4 protein-coding genes, 2 tRNA genes and 4 rRNA genes are annotated in these 17147 nt (G+C 40.5%); 1 reads left to right on the forward strand and 9 read right to left on the reverse strand.

All coding sequences use genetic code 11. The features are described from left to right. Positions 1–85: 85 nt before the first annotated feature. Positions 86–1602 (reverse strand): 16S ribosomal RNA (locus AC5P2S_RS14980). Positions 1603–2483: 881 nt separating this feature from the next. Between AC5P2S_RS14980 and AC5P2S_RS14985 the strand changes: the two genes are divergently transcribed. After that, on the forward strand, positions 2484–2672 hold the full coding sequence (locus AC5P2S_RS14985; protein WP_494555450.1) for a hypothetical protein: 189 nt from the start codon (positions 2484–2486) through the stop codon (positions 2670–2672). Between the two features lie 463 nt (positions 2673–3135). On the opposite strand, the gene rrf is transcribed toward AC5P2S_RS14985, so the two are convergent. The 8 genes from rrf to sov all read right to left on the reverse strand — a co-directional run bounded on the left by rrf (position 3136) and on the right by sov (position 17114). Further along, positions 3136–3244 (reverse strand): 5S ribosomal RNA (gene rrf, locus AC5P2S_RS14990). A 192-nt stretch (positions 3245–3436) separates the two neighbouring features. Next, positions 3437–6189 (reverse strand): 23S ribosomal RNA (locus AC5P2S_RS14995). Between the two features lie 156 nt (positions 6190–6345). Next, positions 6346–6419: transfer RNA gene (locus AC5P2S_RS15000), tRNA-Ala, on the reverse strand. A 99-nt stretch (positions 6420–6518) separates the two neighbouring features. Beyond that, positions 6519–6592 (reverse strand) — tRNA-Ile (locus tag AC5P2S_RS15005). A gap of 196 nt (positions 6593–6788) precedes the next feature. After that, positions 6789–8305 (reverse strand): 16S ribosomal RNA (locus tag AC5P2S_RS15010). Together the 16S, 23S and 5S rRNA genes with 2 tRNA genes alongside form the textbook arrangement of a ribosomal RNA operon. An 834-nt stretch (positions 8306–9139) precedes the next feature. After that, complete coding sequence (locus AC5P2S_RS15015) at positions 9140–9442, reverse strand: VanZ family protein (protein WP_494557039.1); 303 nt, start codon at positions 9440–9442, stop codon at positions 9140–9142. Positions 9443–9500: 58 nt separating this feature from the next. Further along, positions 9501–9878: a glycine cleavage system protein GcvH gene (gcvH, locus tag AC5P2S_RS15020; RefSeq protein WP_120214954.1), complete on the reverse strand. Its 378-nt coding sequence runs from the start codon at positions 9876–9878 to the stop codon at positions 9501–9503. Between the two features lie 108 nt (positions 9879–9986). Beyond that, a complete protein-coding gene (sov, locus tag AC5P2S_RS15025) occupies positions 9987–17114 on the reverse strand; it encodes a T9SS outer membrane translocon Sov/SprA (protein ID WP_494555451.1) in 7128 nt (2375 codons plus the stop codon). Positions 17115–17147: the final 33 nt, after the last annotated feature.

The raw sequence follows: 17147 nt of genomic DNA on the forward strand, positions 1-17147 counted from the left end.
TTTTTTATATAATCAACCGAGTAAAAAACCAAAGCTTTATTCTTTGTATAAGGCTCTTTTAATATTTTTTGACGTATAGTCTCTAAAATGAGATGTTCCAGCCGCACCTTCCGGTACGGCTACCTTGTTACGACTTAGCCCTAGTTACCTGTTTTACCCTAGGCAGCTCCTTTTACGGTCACCGACTTCAGGTACCCCAGACTTCCATGGCTTGACGGGCGGTGTGTACAAGGCCCGGGAACGTATTCACCGCGCCATGGCTGATGCGCGATTACTAGCGATTCCAGCTTCATAGAGTCGAGTTGCAGACTCCAATCCGAACTGAGACCGGCTTTCGAGATTTGCATCACATCGCTGTGTAGCTGCCCTCTGTACCGGCCATTGTATTACGTGTGTGGCCCAAGACGTAAGGGCCGTGATGATTTGACGTCATCCCCACCTTCCTCTCTACTTGCGTAGGCAGTCTCACTAGAGTCCTCAACTGAATGGTAGCAACTAGTGACAGGGGTTGCGCTCGTTGCAGGACTTAACCTAACACCTCACGGCACGAGCTGACGACAACCATGCAGCACCTTGAAAATTGCCCGAAGGAGGATCTATTTCTAAATCTGTCAATTCCCATTTAAGTCTTGGTAAGGTTCCTCGCGTATCATCGAATTAAACCACATAATCCACCGCTTGTGCGGGCCCCCGTCAATTCCTTTGAGTTTCATTCTTGCGAACGTACTCCCCAGGTGGCTAACTTATCACTTTCGCTTAGTCTCTGAATCCGAAAACCCAAAAACGAGTTAGCATCGTTTACGGCGTGGACTACCAGGGTATCTAATCCTGTTCGCTCCCCACGCTTTCGTCCCTCAGCGTCAGTTAAATCTTAGTGACCTGCCTTCGCAATTGGTGTTCTAAGTAATATCTATGCATTTCACCGCTACACTACTTATTCCAGCCACTTCAAATTTACTCAAGACCTGCAGTATCAATGGCAGTTTCACAGTTAAGCTGTGAGATTTCACCACTGACTTACAGATCCGCCTACGGACCCTTTAAACCCAATAAATCCGGATAACGCTTGCACCCTCCGTATTACCGCGGCTGCTGGCACGGAGTTAGCCGGTGCTTATTCGTACAGTACCTTCAGCTTCCCACACGTGGAAAGGTTTATCCCTGTACAAAAGAAGTTTACAACCCATAGGGCCGTCGTCCTTCACGCGGGATGGCTGGATCAGGCTCTCACCCATTGTCCAATATTCCTCACTGCTGCCTCCCGTAGGAGTCTGGTCCGTGTCTCAGTACCAGTGTGGGGGATCACCCTCTCAGGCCCCCTAAAGATCATTGACTTGGTGAGCCGTTACCTCACCAACTATCTAATCTTGCGCGTGCCCATCTCTATCCGCCGGAGCTTTCAATATCAAGTGATGCCACTTAATATATTATGGGGTATTAATCTTCCTTTCGAAAGGCTATCCCCCAGATAAAGGCAGGTTGCACACGTGTTCCGCACCCGTGCGCCGCTCTCAATTGCCCGAAAGCAATCTACCGCTCGGCTTGCATGTGTTAGGCCTCCCGCTAGCGTTCATCCTGAGCCAGGATCAAACTCTCCATTGTATGTTTGTTTGTCCTTATACTCAAACTCAATTTAAAATTGACGCTTTGGTTTTTTTTCCTTACTTGGTTGTTATATCTTATGTCAATGAACTTTGTTCTTTTCGCCTCCTCAGGAATCTTAATCTGTCATCTTGTTCCTGATTTGCGAGTGCAAAAGTAAAAAGTTTTTTCCAAACTACCAAAACTTTTTTGAAGTTTTTTTTCGTAACCTCGAATCCGTTTCCGTTATGTTTTTCTTACCATCTCCTGCGCTCCCAACATCTCTCGATTCGGGACTGCAAAGATAGACAAACTTTTTATTACAGCAAATTTTTTGAAACGTTTTTTTTTAATCTGTTTCTAAAAACATATTAACCAAACCCATCACTATCTTACTGCTCTCCTGCGCTGCTTATCACTTCTGATTTGCGGTTGCAAAAGTAGGGCTATTTATTTAATCCGCAAATTATATCCGCAAAAATTAAACAGGTATTTGATAACTACACTGACTATCAACCTAATTATTTTTTAATTAATGGCGAATGAAATCCTGAAACATAACCATTGGATTAGTAATATGCTCTGGAAATTCTTTATTAATAAGTGTAGGTTTAATAATTCTGATTTAATCAAGATTCGTTTAACTCAATGATTTTTTATGTATCAACACAAAAAAGCAATCCCATAAGGAATTGCCTTTTTATTTTATATGTCCCGTTCTAAAATAAGTTGGCAGAAAAAATAGACTTATCATAGAAAATCGAGAAAAAACAAAGCAAAACGTACACAACGCGATTACACAATGCATTTTAAATTAGGATTTGTGGATCGGATAGAAATAGGAGAATTTACTTACAAACAGGCACAACAAAATTATGGTATTCAAATAAAAAAGTAACGTTTTGATCGATACCCTTGATAAACAATACGGCACGCAAATTCGAAAAAAGTTTTATCCCAAACAATTAAAGGTTGAGTTTATCAAAGATATGCAGATTGTTTGGGATAGGAAGCAGACAAACCATTTACCAATAGCGGCAAAGAGCTTGTGTTTGGGGAAAAGAATTACAGAAAATAAAGAGTTAGAGTGATCCGTTGAACATATCCGTCTGGAGCAGCCCAGAATAGGAACCAGACAGCTCTTATTTGCTTAATCTGGAAAAGATAAAAATAGGCAAAGATGCACTTTTCGATTATCTTAGAAGTGAAAATTTACTTATTTATCCTAAGAAAAGATATACAAAAAACACTTTCTCTAAGCTTTGGCTCAGGAAATATCCTAATCTCCTGAAAACAACCTTCTCAAAAGAAAAGAACAAATGTTTGTAAGCGACATTTCTATGTGAAAACCAAGACGAACATATATTATTTATCTTTGGTTATCGATGCTTACAGCAGAAAAAATACTCAGATGGAATAATAAAATGTTATCAGTTATTGGTATAAAGATACAGTCTTGGCTATATATAAGGCATAAAAAAACCTCAATCATTCAGTTGATTGAGGCTGTTAAAACAAAAAACCTTCACTCAAAAAAGAATGAAGGTTTAAAAAAACTGGCGGCGACCTACTCTCCCGCTTATCGCAGTACCATCGGCGCTAGAGGGCTTAACTTCTGTGTTCGGAATGGGAACAGGTGAGCCCCTCTGCTAAAACCACCCTAAAGGCTGTTTGTACAAAAGGTTGTACAGTATATTATTAATTAGATATTTTAGATTAACAGATACTAGAATCAAAACTTTTAAAGTCTGTCATCTATCAATCTATCAACTTTTAGTCTAATAAAATCGATAAAAACTTTCACAAAGAGCAAACCTTGGTTGCGCAATAACCGCTTGGTTTAATGTAACCAATAGGCTATAAATCTACGGGTAATTAGTACTACTCGGCTATGACATTACTGTCTTTACACCTGTAGCCTATCAACGTCGTCATCTCCAACGACCCTTAAAAGATGTCTCATCTTGAGGCGAGTTTCGCACTTATATGCTTTCAGTGCTTATCTCTTCCAAACATAGCTACTCAGCGGTGCACCTGGCGGTACAACTGATACACCAGAGGTTTGTTCAATTCGGTCCTCTCGTACTAGAATCAAGTCCTCTCAAACATCTAACGCCCGCAATAGATAGAGACCGAACTGTCTCACGACGTTCTGAACCCAGCTCGCGTGCCACTTTAATGGGCGAACAGCCCAACCCTTGGGACCTTCTCCAGCCCCAGGATGTGACGAGCCGACATCGAGGTGCCGAACCTCCCCGTCGATGTGAGCTCTTGGGGGAGACTAGCCTGTTATCCCCGGAGTACCTTTTATCCTATGAGCGATGGCCCTTCCATACGGAACCACCGGATCACTATGTCCTGCTTTCGCACCTGATCGACTTGTTGGTCTCACAGTCAAGCACCCTTATGCCATTACACTCTACGCACGGTTACCAAGCGTGCTGAGGGTACCTTTGAAAGCCTCCGTTACTCTTTTGGAGGCGACCACCCCAGTCAAACTACCCACCACGCAATGTCCTTCTTTCGAAGTTAGGCTCCAAGTAAACAAAGGGTGGTATTTCAACGTTGGCTCCACCAACACTAGCGTGCCAGCTTCACAGCCTCCCACCTATCCTACACATTGTTTACTCAAAGTCAATACGAAGTTATAGTAAAGGTTCACAGGGTCTTTTCGTCCCATTGCGGGTAATCGGCATCTTCACCGATACTACAATTTCACCGAGCTCGTGGCTGAGACAGTGCCCAGATCGTTACACCATTCGTGCAGGTCGGAACTTACCCGACAAGGAATTTCGCTACCTTAGGACCGTTATAGTTACGGCCGCCGTTTACTGGGGCTTCAGTCAAACGCTTCGCTTACGCTAACGCCCTTCCTTAACCTTCCAGCACCGGGCAGGTGTCAGACCCTATACAGCATCTTTCGATTTAGCAGAGTCCTGTGTTTTTGATAAACAGTCGCCTGGGCCTCTTCACTGCGGCCAACATTGCTGTTGGCGTCTCTTCTTCCGAAGTTACGAGACTATTTTGCCTAGTTCCTTAGCCACGACTCACTCGAGCACCTTAGGATTCTCTCCTCGACTACCTGTGTCGGTTTTGGTACGGGTTGCTTCACTTCGGCTTTTCTTGGAAGCGAGTTCACTACAGCAGCTTCGCCCGAAGGCTAGGCCTTGACTATTCCGTCAGTCTTCAGCAGCTACGTCACTCCGTCCCCTTTTTAGTGTGAGCAAGTATGGGAATATTAACCCATTGTCCATCCACTACCCCTTTCGGGTTCGCGTTAGGTCCCGACTAACCCTCAGCTGATTAGCATGGCTGAGGAAACCTTAGTCTTTCGGTGAGGGGGTTTCTCGCCCCCTTTATCGTTACTTATGCCTACATTTTCTTTTCTATCCGCTCCACAATACCTCGCGATACTGCTTCGGCGCAAATAGAATGCTCCCCTACCAGATATAATAAATTATAAATCCATAGCTTCGGTAATATGCTTATGCCCGATTATTATCCATGCCGGACCGCTCGACTAGTGAGCTGTTACGCACTCTTTAAATGAATGGCTGCTTCCAAGCCAACATCCTAGCTGTCAATGCAGTCCAACCGCGTTGTTTCAACTTAGCATATATTTAGGGACCTTAGCTGTTGGTCTGGGTTCTTTCCCTCTCGGACATGGACCTTAGCACCCATGCCCTCACTGCCGTGGAACATTTATTAGCATTCGGAGTTTGTCAGGAATTGGTAGGATTTGACTCCCCCGCATCCAATCAGTAGCTCTACCTCTAATAAACTTATCACGACGCTGCACCTAAATGCATTTCGGGGAGTACGAGCTATCTCCCAGTTTGATTGGCCTTTCACCCCTACCCACAGGTCATCCGAAGACTTTTCAACGTCAACCGGTTCGGTCCTCCACTTTGTGTTACCAAAGCTTCAACCTGCCCATGGGTAGATCACAAGGTTTCGCGTCTAATCCTACTAACTCATCGCCCTATTCAGACTCGCTTTCGCTCCGGCTCCGGACCTGAAGTCCTTAACCTCGCTAGTAAAATTAACTCGTAGGCTCATTATGCAAAAGGCACGCCGTCACACCATATAGGTGCTCCGACCGCTTGTAGGCGTACGGTTTCAGGTTCTATTTCACCCTTCTATTCGAAGTGCTTTTCACCTTTCCTTCACAGTACTTGTTCACTATCGGTCTTTCAGGAGTATTTAGCCTTGGAGGATGGTCCCCCCATATTCAGACAGGATTTCACGTGTCCCGCCCTACTCATTTATCATCTATGTATGCCTTTCGAATACCGGGCTATCACCGTCTATGGCTGTTCTTTCCAGAACATTCTTCTAAACATATAAAGACTTTTGGGCTAATCCGCTTTCGCTCGCCACTACTTACGGAATCTCTTCGATTTCTTTTCCTCCGGGTACTTAGATGTTTCAGTTCTCCGGGTTTGCTCCTCTTACGAGGTAATACATCTTCAATGTATTGGGTTGCCCCATTCGGACATCTGCGGATCAATTCGTGTGTGCCGATCCCCGCAGCTTTTCGCAGCTTACCACGTCCTTCGTCGCCTCTGAAAGCCTAGGCATCCGCCATACGCCCTTAACGATTTCTTTCCTATTTTTAGGTTACTCAAGCGCTTATTGCGCTCGGTTTTCTCTTTGTGATGTCTTTACCGTTAATGTCAATGATCTTATTTCTTTCTATTTGTCTGATGAACGAATATTGTTTTTGGCTCTATCCGTAACTTTTAAACCAGACTCATAAAACAGTGGAGAATAAGGGAGTCGAACCCTTGACCTCCTGCGTGCAAGGCAGGCGCTCTAGCCAGCTGAGCTAATTCCCCCTCTAGTAGAAATTTTAAATTCTAGATTATAAATTTTAAATGAAACATATGTTATAATCTAAAATCTATAATTTTTAATCTATAATTCCCTTCAATTAGTAGTCTCGGGCAGGCTCGAACTGCCGACCTCTACATTATCAGTGTAGCGCTCTAACCAGCTGAGCTACGAGACTTCATTATAATTTTAAATGTTAAATCGAAAATTTTAAATACTTTTAAATCTAAAATCTATAATTTATAATCTAAAATCTCTCTATCCCTTTACTAATTTCTAGTGGGTTTATTTTTTTATATAATCAACCGAGTAAAAAACCAAAGCTTTATTCTTTGTATAAGGCTCTTTTAATATTTTTTGACGTATAGTCTCTAAAATGAGATGTTCCAGCCGCACCTTCCGGTACGGCTACCTTGTTACGACTTAGCCCTAGTTACCTGTTTTACCCTAGGCAGCTCCTTTTACGGTCACCGACTTCAGGTACCCCAGACTTCCATGGCTTGACGGGCGGTGTGTACAAGGCCCGGGAACGTATTCACCGCGCCATGGCTGATGCGCGATTACTAGCGATTCCAGCTTCATAGAGTCGAGTTGCAGACTCCAATCCGAACTGAGACCGGCTTTCGAGATTTGCATCACATCGCTGTGTAGCTGCCCTCTGTACCGGCCATTGTATTACGTGTGTGGCCCAAGACGTAAGGGCCGTGATGATTTGACGTCATCCCCACCTTCCTCTCTACTTGCGTAGGCAGTCTCACTAGAGTCCTCAACTGAATGGTAGCAACTAGTGACAGGGGTTGCGCTCGTTGCAGGACTTAACCTAACACCTCACGGCACGAGCTGACGACAACCATGCAGCACCTTGAAAATTGCCCGAAGGAGGATCTATTTCTAAATCTGTCAATTCCCATTTAAGTCTTGGTAAGGTTCCTCGCGTATCATCGAATTAAACCACATAATCCACCGCTTGTGCGGGCCCCCGTCAATTCCTTTGAGTTTCATTCTTGCGAACGTACTCCCCAGGTGGCTAACTTATCACTTTCGCTTAGTCTCTGAATCCGAAAACCCAAAAACGAGTTAGCATCGTTTACGGCGTGGACTACCAGGGTATCTAATCCTGTTCGCTCCCCACGCTTTCGTCCCTCAGCGTCAGTTAAATCTTAGTGACCTGCCTTCGCAATTGGTGTTCTAAGTAATATCTATGCATTTCACCGCTACACTACTTATTCCAGCCACTTCAAATTTACTCAAGACCTGCAGTATCAATGGCAGTTTCACAGTTAAGCTGTGAGATTTCACCACTGACTTACAGATCCGCCTACGGACCCTTTAAACCCAATAAATCCGGATAACGCTTGCACCCTCCGTATTACCGCGGCTGCTGGCACGGAGTTAGCCGGTGCTTATTCGTACAGTACCTTCAGCTTCCCACACGTGGAAAGGTTTATCCCTGTACAAAAGAAGTTTACAACCCATAGGGCCGTCGTCCTTCACGCGGGATGGCTGGATCAGGCTCTCACCCATTGTCCAATATTCCTCACTGCTGCCTCCCGTAGGAGTCTGGTCCGTGTCTCAGTACCAGTGTGGGGGATCACCCTCTCAGGCCCCCTAAAGATCATTGACTTGGTGAGCCGTTACCTCACCAACTATCTAATCTTGCGCGTGCCCATCTCTATCCGCCGGAGCTTTCAATATCAAGTGATGCCACTTAATATATTATGGGGTATTAATCTTCCTTTCGAAAGGCTATCCCCCAGATAAAGGCAGGTTGCACACGTGTTCCGCACCCGTGCGCCGCTCTCAATTGCCCGAAAGCAATCTACCGCTCGGCTTGCATGTGTTAGGCCTCCCGCTAGCGTTCATCCTGAGCCAGGATCAAACTCTCCATTGTATGTTTGTTTGTCCTTATACTCAAACTCAATTTAAAATTGACGCTTTGGTTTTTTTTCCTTACTTGGTTGTTATATCTTATGTCAATGAACTTTGTTCTTTTCGCCTCCTCAGGAATCTTAATCTGTCATCTTGTTCCTGATTTGCGAGTGCAAAAGTAAAAAGTTTTTTCCAAACTACCAAAACTTTTTTGAAGTTTTTTTTCGTAACCTCGAATCCGTTTCCGTTATGTTTTTCTTACCATCTCCTGCGCTCCCAACATCTCTCGATTCGGGACTGCAAAGATAGACAAACTTTTTATTACAGCAAATTTTTTGAAACGTTTTTTTTTAATCTGTTTCTAAAAACATATTAACCAAACCCATCACTATCTTACTGCTCTCCTGCGCTACCAATTCTCTCGTTTTGGTTCTGCAAATGTATGGTGAATATGTAACAACTTGCAAATCGAATTAACAATAAATTTATAATTGTGTAAAACTTGCTTAATTAAACTGCTGTGGTAGAAGGTTCTAAAGACATTTTAAAGTTATCCACATTATGTTAAATAGATTACTGTATCGTGAAATATTATTATGAACATGGATGTGCGGCAGGGATAGCAGCGGTTATCCTTTTGCTTTTTTTGTGGAACGGTCGCTCTGGTTGAATGTGTCATCAACTTCTATATTATAATAGTATGGTGAAACTATGACCTGAAAAAGCAAAAGATATGAGCGAATAGCCCGGTGACAAAATAGCCAGGGAAATGGTTTGGCTTTTGGCAGCCGCCCAAATTTGCTTTTAGAATCTTAATGGGTTGTTGATATCTATTGATGATATAGATATCTGGAAATTAAATCCGGTTTTGAAATTTTTCATACCTATTATATATATAGTATGAAAATGATAATCCTACTGTGTCTGCGACTGCATCTAAAACTTCGAGCGAACGACCAAGCTTCATAATGTCTTGTAAAATCTCCGTTAGTAATGCATAAGAAACGAGTATGAGAAAAAAATATAAGAATATGGTTTTGGGAAATCTTAACTTATAGAAAAATCCTAAAAGAAAGAAAATGGCAAAATGGATAAGCTTGTCCAAATGAGGGAACATAAAGGCATATTCTTTATTTTCCAAACCCGGACGCAACAGCATATAAGTAAGAAATGCCCAATAAATGGGCAATATAATCTTACTGTATTTTGTTATGATATTATCCAACAACTTCCTGGTATTCTTCTGCGGATAACAAGGTTGACAGATCTGCTGAATCTGAGACTTTCAATTTAATGATCCAACCTTTTCCATAAGGATCGGTATTCAGTAATTCCGGTTGATCTTCCAGGTCTGCGTTAACTTCTAAAACTGTACCTGCTACCGGAAGATAAAGGTCGGAAACGGTTTTAACCGCTTCTACACTTCCGAATACATCGCCTTCGTTTAGATCTTCGTCAACAGTGTCAACATCTACGAATACGATATCTCCCAACTCTCCCTGGGCATAATCTGTAATCCCGATAGTTGCTGTATCGCCTTCTACTTTGATCCACTCGTGGTCTTTGGTGTACTTTAGTTCTGATGGTGTGTTCATTTTCTTTGATTAGGTTTTGGCAAATTTAATTATATAATTATGATATAACAATAGAATAAAAATAAATTACAAAAAAAGAGTAAACAAATTGTTTACTCTTTTTGATTATTAATTGGCTCCTCCAAAAGTCAGCGTTGCTGTAATACCAGCTCTGATTGTTGATAATGGGAATGCTGTTGAAATCTTGTACTTCGTCATCATCTGATCGTAGAAAAATTTCAGGTTCAGATTCTGTGACATATTATAATCTGCCGATAACTTGAGACTGAAAATCTTTTGTCCTCCTGTTACCTGAGAATCGTCTATCAAGATATTGGTAAGTGTTGTCTTGCTATCTCTCATTGATAGATCCGCTCTCATATTAAGGTCGCTCTTAATATCTCTTCCTTTCCCTTTATAATTAATTCTTATCTTGAGGTCTTTCAGTATATATCCGTAGCCTACTACAAATTCATTTCCTAATTCTTCGGTGAGAGTTGTATTAACCAACCCTAAAAGGTAAGTTCTATCTCTATTGTAGTTGAAACGGAACTGCATATTGTTTCTCATTGTTACATCAAAACCAATAAGTGGTGAGAAAGATTCTACATATCCAACCTGTGTAAATGTATAAGGATTATATCTATTACCATTGGAATCATAGGCTGTACTTGGATCTCTCAAATCCCTGTTAAAATAATCTACACTTGATTGGATACCTGACATTGTAAATGTAGATACATAAGAATGTAAAACATCAAACTTGGAGAACTGACTATTGATTATCGGTAAATTTCTAAGACCAGAATATACCAATTTCCAGTTTGGCAAAGGAATTCCGGCTTTTGTAGGATTGCCCAGTTTTTTCGGAGACTTACCTTCAATTGCTGCCTTGAATGCAGGAATCAAAATGTAAGAGTTACTTCTGGAATAACCTGCAGTGTAGCCTTCTACATCCCTGATCCCTTCATATTGCTGAGAGATGGCTAAAGCATTATCCTTTATAGCCTGATAAATAGCTGCGCCATCTTTGAAAGCTGTATTGAATGACCAGGAAGTATTGGAATAAGTAATCAACTCCGTTCCAAAAGCATCTCTATAACCACGATAATTATTTTCTACAACATTATATCCGCCTTGAACATAGTTTCTACTATAGTTTTGTAAAACATTGAAATCAATTCTAAGATCATTGGCCGGCATAAGTTGTAGATCTCCGGTAATGCTCCTATTATTGAGTTCAGAATAAGCATCATTCATTAATTTAGAATTGGAAACCCAGCCATTTTCAATCACTGTTCTTCTGATATCCGCCTGAGACCCCAATAAGAATCCAATTGTTGGTCCACCCAGAGTCTGTCCATACCCATAGAAGTTAGGTGCAGACAATAATCCAGGTAATACAATACCGTTATTCTCATTATAATTAAAATTGAACTGTTTAAATGAAGTCAATGCATAAGCCGCGGCCTGAAGTGGTGACAACTTATTCTTGAATTTATAATTCTTGAATTTGAATCTGCTATTTTTCTTGGTAAATGCAGTATTGTATACATTCCCAAGAGAATCTATCTCCTGACGACGCTTTTGTAATTTTTCATTGATCTTTCTAAAATAATTAAACTTAGATAAGAACTTAGGAATATCAACAGTTGATGTTGCAACAATTGCATTGGTGTTCTGCGATATATTACCAAGATTTTCGTAAGTTTTGGTATCATCGTTATAAAAATTCCTAACTGCGGTTGATCTTGCATTCCAGTTGTATTGGAATTGATAGCTTAACTCCGCATTGATAAAATCAAGATAAGGGAAATATTCAAAAGGCAGCCTGTAATTCAGTTGCGCTCTGTGGTTATACAACACCGGACGACCAGCTCTGAAAGGATTACTGAAAATAGAACGGTTTGTCATGGAATTAACATCCATTTGGTCATTCAATGTTTTCGTTTCGGAATTGATTTCCAACTTCAAAGACTTGGTGAAATTAAACCCTAAACTATACTGCCAGCCAAAGAAGAAGTTTCTGTTTCGGATTGTTTCGAAATCCGAGCCTCCATTTCCTGAAAGCAGTGCATCAACATTTCTATATTCCAGCTCATTATAATTTCTATCCAAAATTGTTCTGAAAGACAAACGTGTCGGAACCGGATTGAAATTGAATTCTTTTGCCCATCTCAGGTATTTATATGATTTGGCAGTATCGCTGATCATTTTGTCAAAAGGTTTCAAAACGTATGGCTTGAAGGTGTAATTATACTCTACATAACCTTTCAGATATTGTTTATAATTACGTTTTGTATAGATGTCACGATAAAAATCATCATTATAGATTGCCGTCACATTCAGGTTTTCTACGTCATAGAACTTTGCCTTTTTATTTGGGTTCATTCTTTCCTTTCTCATATTCACCACACCAATGCTTCTTTGTTGTGTATAAGTACGAACCACTTTTTTCAATTCATCCTGGTTTGGAGCTTTTTTAAGTTCCACATCATTATCCAAAGGATTATATTTTGGATCAGTGATGGTTTGGGTGTAGGAATAATTTAAAGGAATTTTCATTCCTGCCTTTTCCGGCAAAAACTTATCTACATTAACCGTTGTATTGATACTGAATGCTGAGTTTTCATCCTGAGATCTTTCAGAAGGCTTAGAATCAATTGCACCAAATCCAATAGAAGCATAAGACGCGTTGGCGTTAACCATTGCAAAATCACCCAGGTTAAAGTTCAGACTTGCATTACCTGCATAGCCACCTTTGTTTTCTATCTCTGACAGACGTATCTCATTGACCCAAAGAACCAAATCTTTTTCAGTAGCCTTTATACCTTTCGCCGAAGCAACTTCGTTACGTACTCCAATCATAATCGTGGTAACGTTACCAATACTTGGACGGCCTTTTACATAGATTTTTTTGTCACTTTCGTTATTTCCATAATCAAGATACAAATATCTTTCATCAAATTTAACCGCATTCGGATTTGATCTCATCAGCTCATCTCTTTTCAATTTTGCATTAACAAAATTCTCAACTTCAAGATCAACATTGTTTTCAGTCGGCCAAATATCCAGCTGAGAAGTGGCATTCTTTGCAGTATATTTCAAAGATGCTTCATATTCATAATAGTTATCTGTGGCATCACTACCGAAACGTATAAAGAACTTAGCATCATGGTCAAGCTCGCTGCTGTTGGATGTTGTAGTGTTTGTCTGATTTTCTGCGTGTACAAATAACTGTAGCTTTTTATAACGGCGCATATCCAGACTTGTATTCTTGAAAACACCTTTAGATGTTCTAAGCTTAGTCGCTTTCATATACAAGGAAGATTCGTTCTGTCTTTGCGCACCAGAGTTTCCACTAAGAACCTGTCTGTCAATTCCCGGAGGCAACACATAAGGTGGCGTTCCTAATGCATTTTCTTCCAGGTTTACACTTCCTATATCAAAGTTGCTATTGTCTTCTGGCTGTGTACCTTCATTTTCACCGGTTCCGCTGGAAGCAATATTTTTAGTATATTTTCTCCAATCTGATCTTACTAAATCAAATGATCCGAATCTCAGGGTTGATGTCTGGTCAAAACCTCTCATTAATAGTCTTGCAAATCTTACATTATTAAGAATAGACGGATCAGAACCTTCCACCACTTTTGTCCCGTTAGCACCATCATAATTGGCAACCGGAATTCTGTACAAATACCATTTTACTTTGCCAGCCTGTCCGTTTTCAAACTTAACATCCACTTCCTTGATGTCAACAATTTTGCTGTCAGGCGCGCCAAGTGTCATCGCAGCAGGAGATAGATCAATGGTATATTGATTATAATTTTCTGTCTGATCAAGGTTATAATCTCTATTAAGATCCTCGGCATCAGGTGTCTGAGTTGCAACTTCCAGAGTATTGGATGCTGAGTTGCCTTCCGGTCCTCTGAAATATTTGTAACGCTCTGTCAAAGAAGATGCAAGATCTCCTTGGAATTGATTCGATAAATAGAAAACAAAATTATCCGAAGCAGGATCCAGCTCATTAGTAACCGGATTCACAAAATTGACTCCAAATTTTTGCTGCTCCTGTGTTCCATTAAGACCGTCATAACCTAAATCCTGTTGTGTTCTCTCGTCTCCTTCAGATGAAAAAGCATAAAGGATAGGGAACTGGCTCGGCTGTGTCCCCCAATTGGTTGTAGAGGTATTGGTCTGTGTTGTTGCTGTCGGCAATCCATTTTCGAATTGCAGCTTACCATCTTTAAGAACATCTTCAGAAACATTTCCTAATTGAAGTAACAATTTTGGATCGGTTCCCAGATTGTTTCCATCTGCCCGCGGATCCATTAACCAAAATTCGACATAATCAATATTAGATGTTATAAAGTTGGTTACAGAAATAGGTCTCATCAATCCAGCCCATCTTTGCGATGTAGCCTCATTAGCCGGATTAACGTTATAAGGTCCTCTTTCCTGCGGATAGTAAGTGATATCGAAAGTATTCAGCAGGGTTTGTTCACCCGCAACATAATCACGGTTATTGTAAAGTTCTTTCATCTGAACTCTTCTGGACGCGTGATTGGATAATCTCTGAGCATTAATCCCATTGGGAGCAGCTCCTCCAACTCCGTAAAATCTTGGGTCAATTGTATACCATGACAATAATCCTCTGCCATTTCCACTATTCAAGTTATCATTATCTACGGATGTTGGGAATATCGGGTCATTAAGATTTTTCTCCGGACGCGACGCCAGACTCCACATTGCCGGTTCCTTCAAAGAAATTTTAGAAGTGGTCTGTTCAAAATCATCAATATAAGATTGATCATTAATCCCTTTACTTTGTCCCGGAATCAGATAAGCACCCTCAGCTTTGAAGTTAAGGTTAGAAGGCGCTTCTGTATTTACAAACGGGATTTTGTCCGTTAATCTTGTCAGGAATGGCAATTCGTTATTGTACATCATATTGAAGCCAGCCATTGTATTGCTAACGGCTTCCTGACCATAGTTCACTTTTTGGGTCAAAGGACGCTCTGTATAGTTAACAACAGTAGCTCCTAATGTAAAGTGCTCATTAAACTTCCTCTCGAGATTCAACCCCCAAAAGCTTTTTCTTTGGGTATTGAATGTTAACTGATTTTCTAAAGAAATATTAATGGCCTGGCCAGATTGTTTTATCGTTTCATTAATGATATTAACAGTTCCCAGCATATAGTCCACCGTATAATCGACACCTTCAACCAGCTGAGCACCATTAGCCGTTACTTTTACCGAGCCTTGCGGAACGTTGATCGCACCAAGAGATATTCCTTGTCCCTGAGTTCCTTTATAACGTCCTTCGATTGTATATCGCAGTGGAATTTCCGAAGGTATTGTTTTCTGTTTATCATAGATATCATTAAAAACATATGGCGTCTTGTCAGGAATATTTAGAATACTTTCCAGATAACTACCAAAAGGTTCAGTTTTGGTAAATATGATTTTCCCATTTTCTGCATCAACGGTAATTCCCTTAACAAAATCAAAAATACCATCGCCTTTCGTTCCGTCTGCATTTGTCTGTAGGTCATTATTTGCATTTAGACGATCCAAATTAAAGAGTCTTAACAAGTTGGCATCGGCCGGCATTCCATTATTGAATGAAACACCCGGCAAATAATTAACTTTTCCACCAGAGTTCGGATCTTTGAAATTAATATTCAATAAGAAATCCTGAGCCTGAATTTGATTAGTGTTAAGAGAATAAATATTTTTCATCATCAATTCCCACATTGGAGATGTAGGTCTTGTTGCTGAATTTGATTTTAAAAGTTTTGTAACAAGTACAGCATTCTCTTCAGAGAATTCACCAACTTTATAAACAGTGCTTGATCCGTTAATCGTATATGAATAAGAAACTGCTAAAAATTGTTCATTATTCAATCTCTGATTCAATGATATATAACCTAATTGTGTATTGAATTTATATTCCGAAGTTGTCAGCTTTCTTGCCTTTGCATTCGTCATAAAATGTTCTCCGGCAACAAATGGCTCCGGCGAACCTTGAGAATTAGGAAAGGACCTACCATTTAAAGTGCTATATGCAGTATTGATATCTCGCGTAGTTCCTAATGCGGTAGAAACTTGTGCGTATAAATTATTAAGACCATTATTAGGTGTTACTCCCTGAGCATCGCCCAAGTCTCTGATGCCCACAATTGGTTTCTGGGATTCCAGATTAGCTCCACCCTGATCAAGCACCCAAACTTCGATTCTTGTAATATTAATCCTTGAGCTGATTAAAGGATAATTTTCTAAAGACTTATCATAATTATCCAGGAAATAATGTCCCATAAAATAATGCTGATTATCTTCATAATCAAAAGCATTAACTTTAAAAGTACTCATAGTTCCGCCACCTTGTGCAACTATGGTTTTCGCTTCACCCTGCTGTTGTGAAAACACCAAGGTTCCGGTTGTTTTACCCAACTGGAATTCTGTTTTGAGACCAAATAATGATTGAGAACCCCTGATCAAACTTGTAGAAAGCGGCATGCTGATATTACCAACTTCTACTCTTTTGATAATCTTGTCTTCGGGATCCTGTCCTTTTTCATTCAGACCTTTGGACTGGAGATCTTTCCAGGAACCTTTTGCCTGCCAAACCATATTCATCCGGTTTTCAAAAGCAAAACCACTTTGAGTATCGTAATTAGCTTTCAGTTGAAGGTTCTCACCCACTTTTCCGGTAATTCCCAACTGAATCCTTTGCTGGATGTTAATCGCAAAACTGGTTCTGTTTTGTGCAAGAATCAATGGGTTATCAATCTTCTGATAAAGGCCTCCTAAATCAAATGAGGCAAATCCCTGAGGAATCAATTCAATTTTATTACTGCCAAAAATATTTTCGAACATTTTATTTTTGATCGTAATGGCTGGAATCAGGCCTTTTTTCTTAGCATCGGTCTGATCTTTCCTTCTTCCAAGATCATTTAAAAGTGATTTCTCTTCGTAATAGGCACGAAGATTGTTTTGCATCACATAGTTTTTGTATTCTTCGAATGTCATCGCAATCGGAGCTCCAACTACAGAGTTCCCGATTTTTGGATACAGGTAATACATTCCCGTTTTGATGTCATAAAAAGCATCATAACGGATAGGATCACCAAGACTGAAATCCGTCCTGCCGGTTACCAGTGTATCGGCTGGTTTTTCCTGTGCATATGCATTTGTAAAACCGACAAATAATAAAAAAAGGAGCGTTAATTTATAAAGGTAAATATTTTTCTTCACTTATATTTTTTTAAGAAACTGATGATAAAAATT

It is taken from the genome of Epilithonimonas sp. 33E, assembly GCF_059372615.1.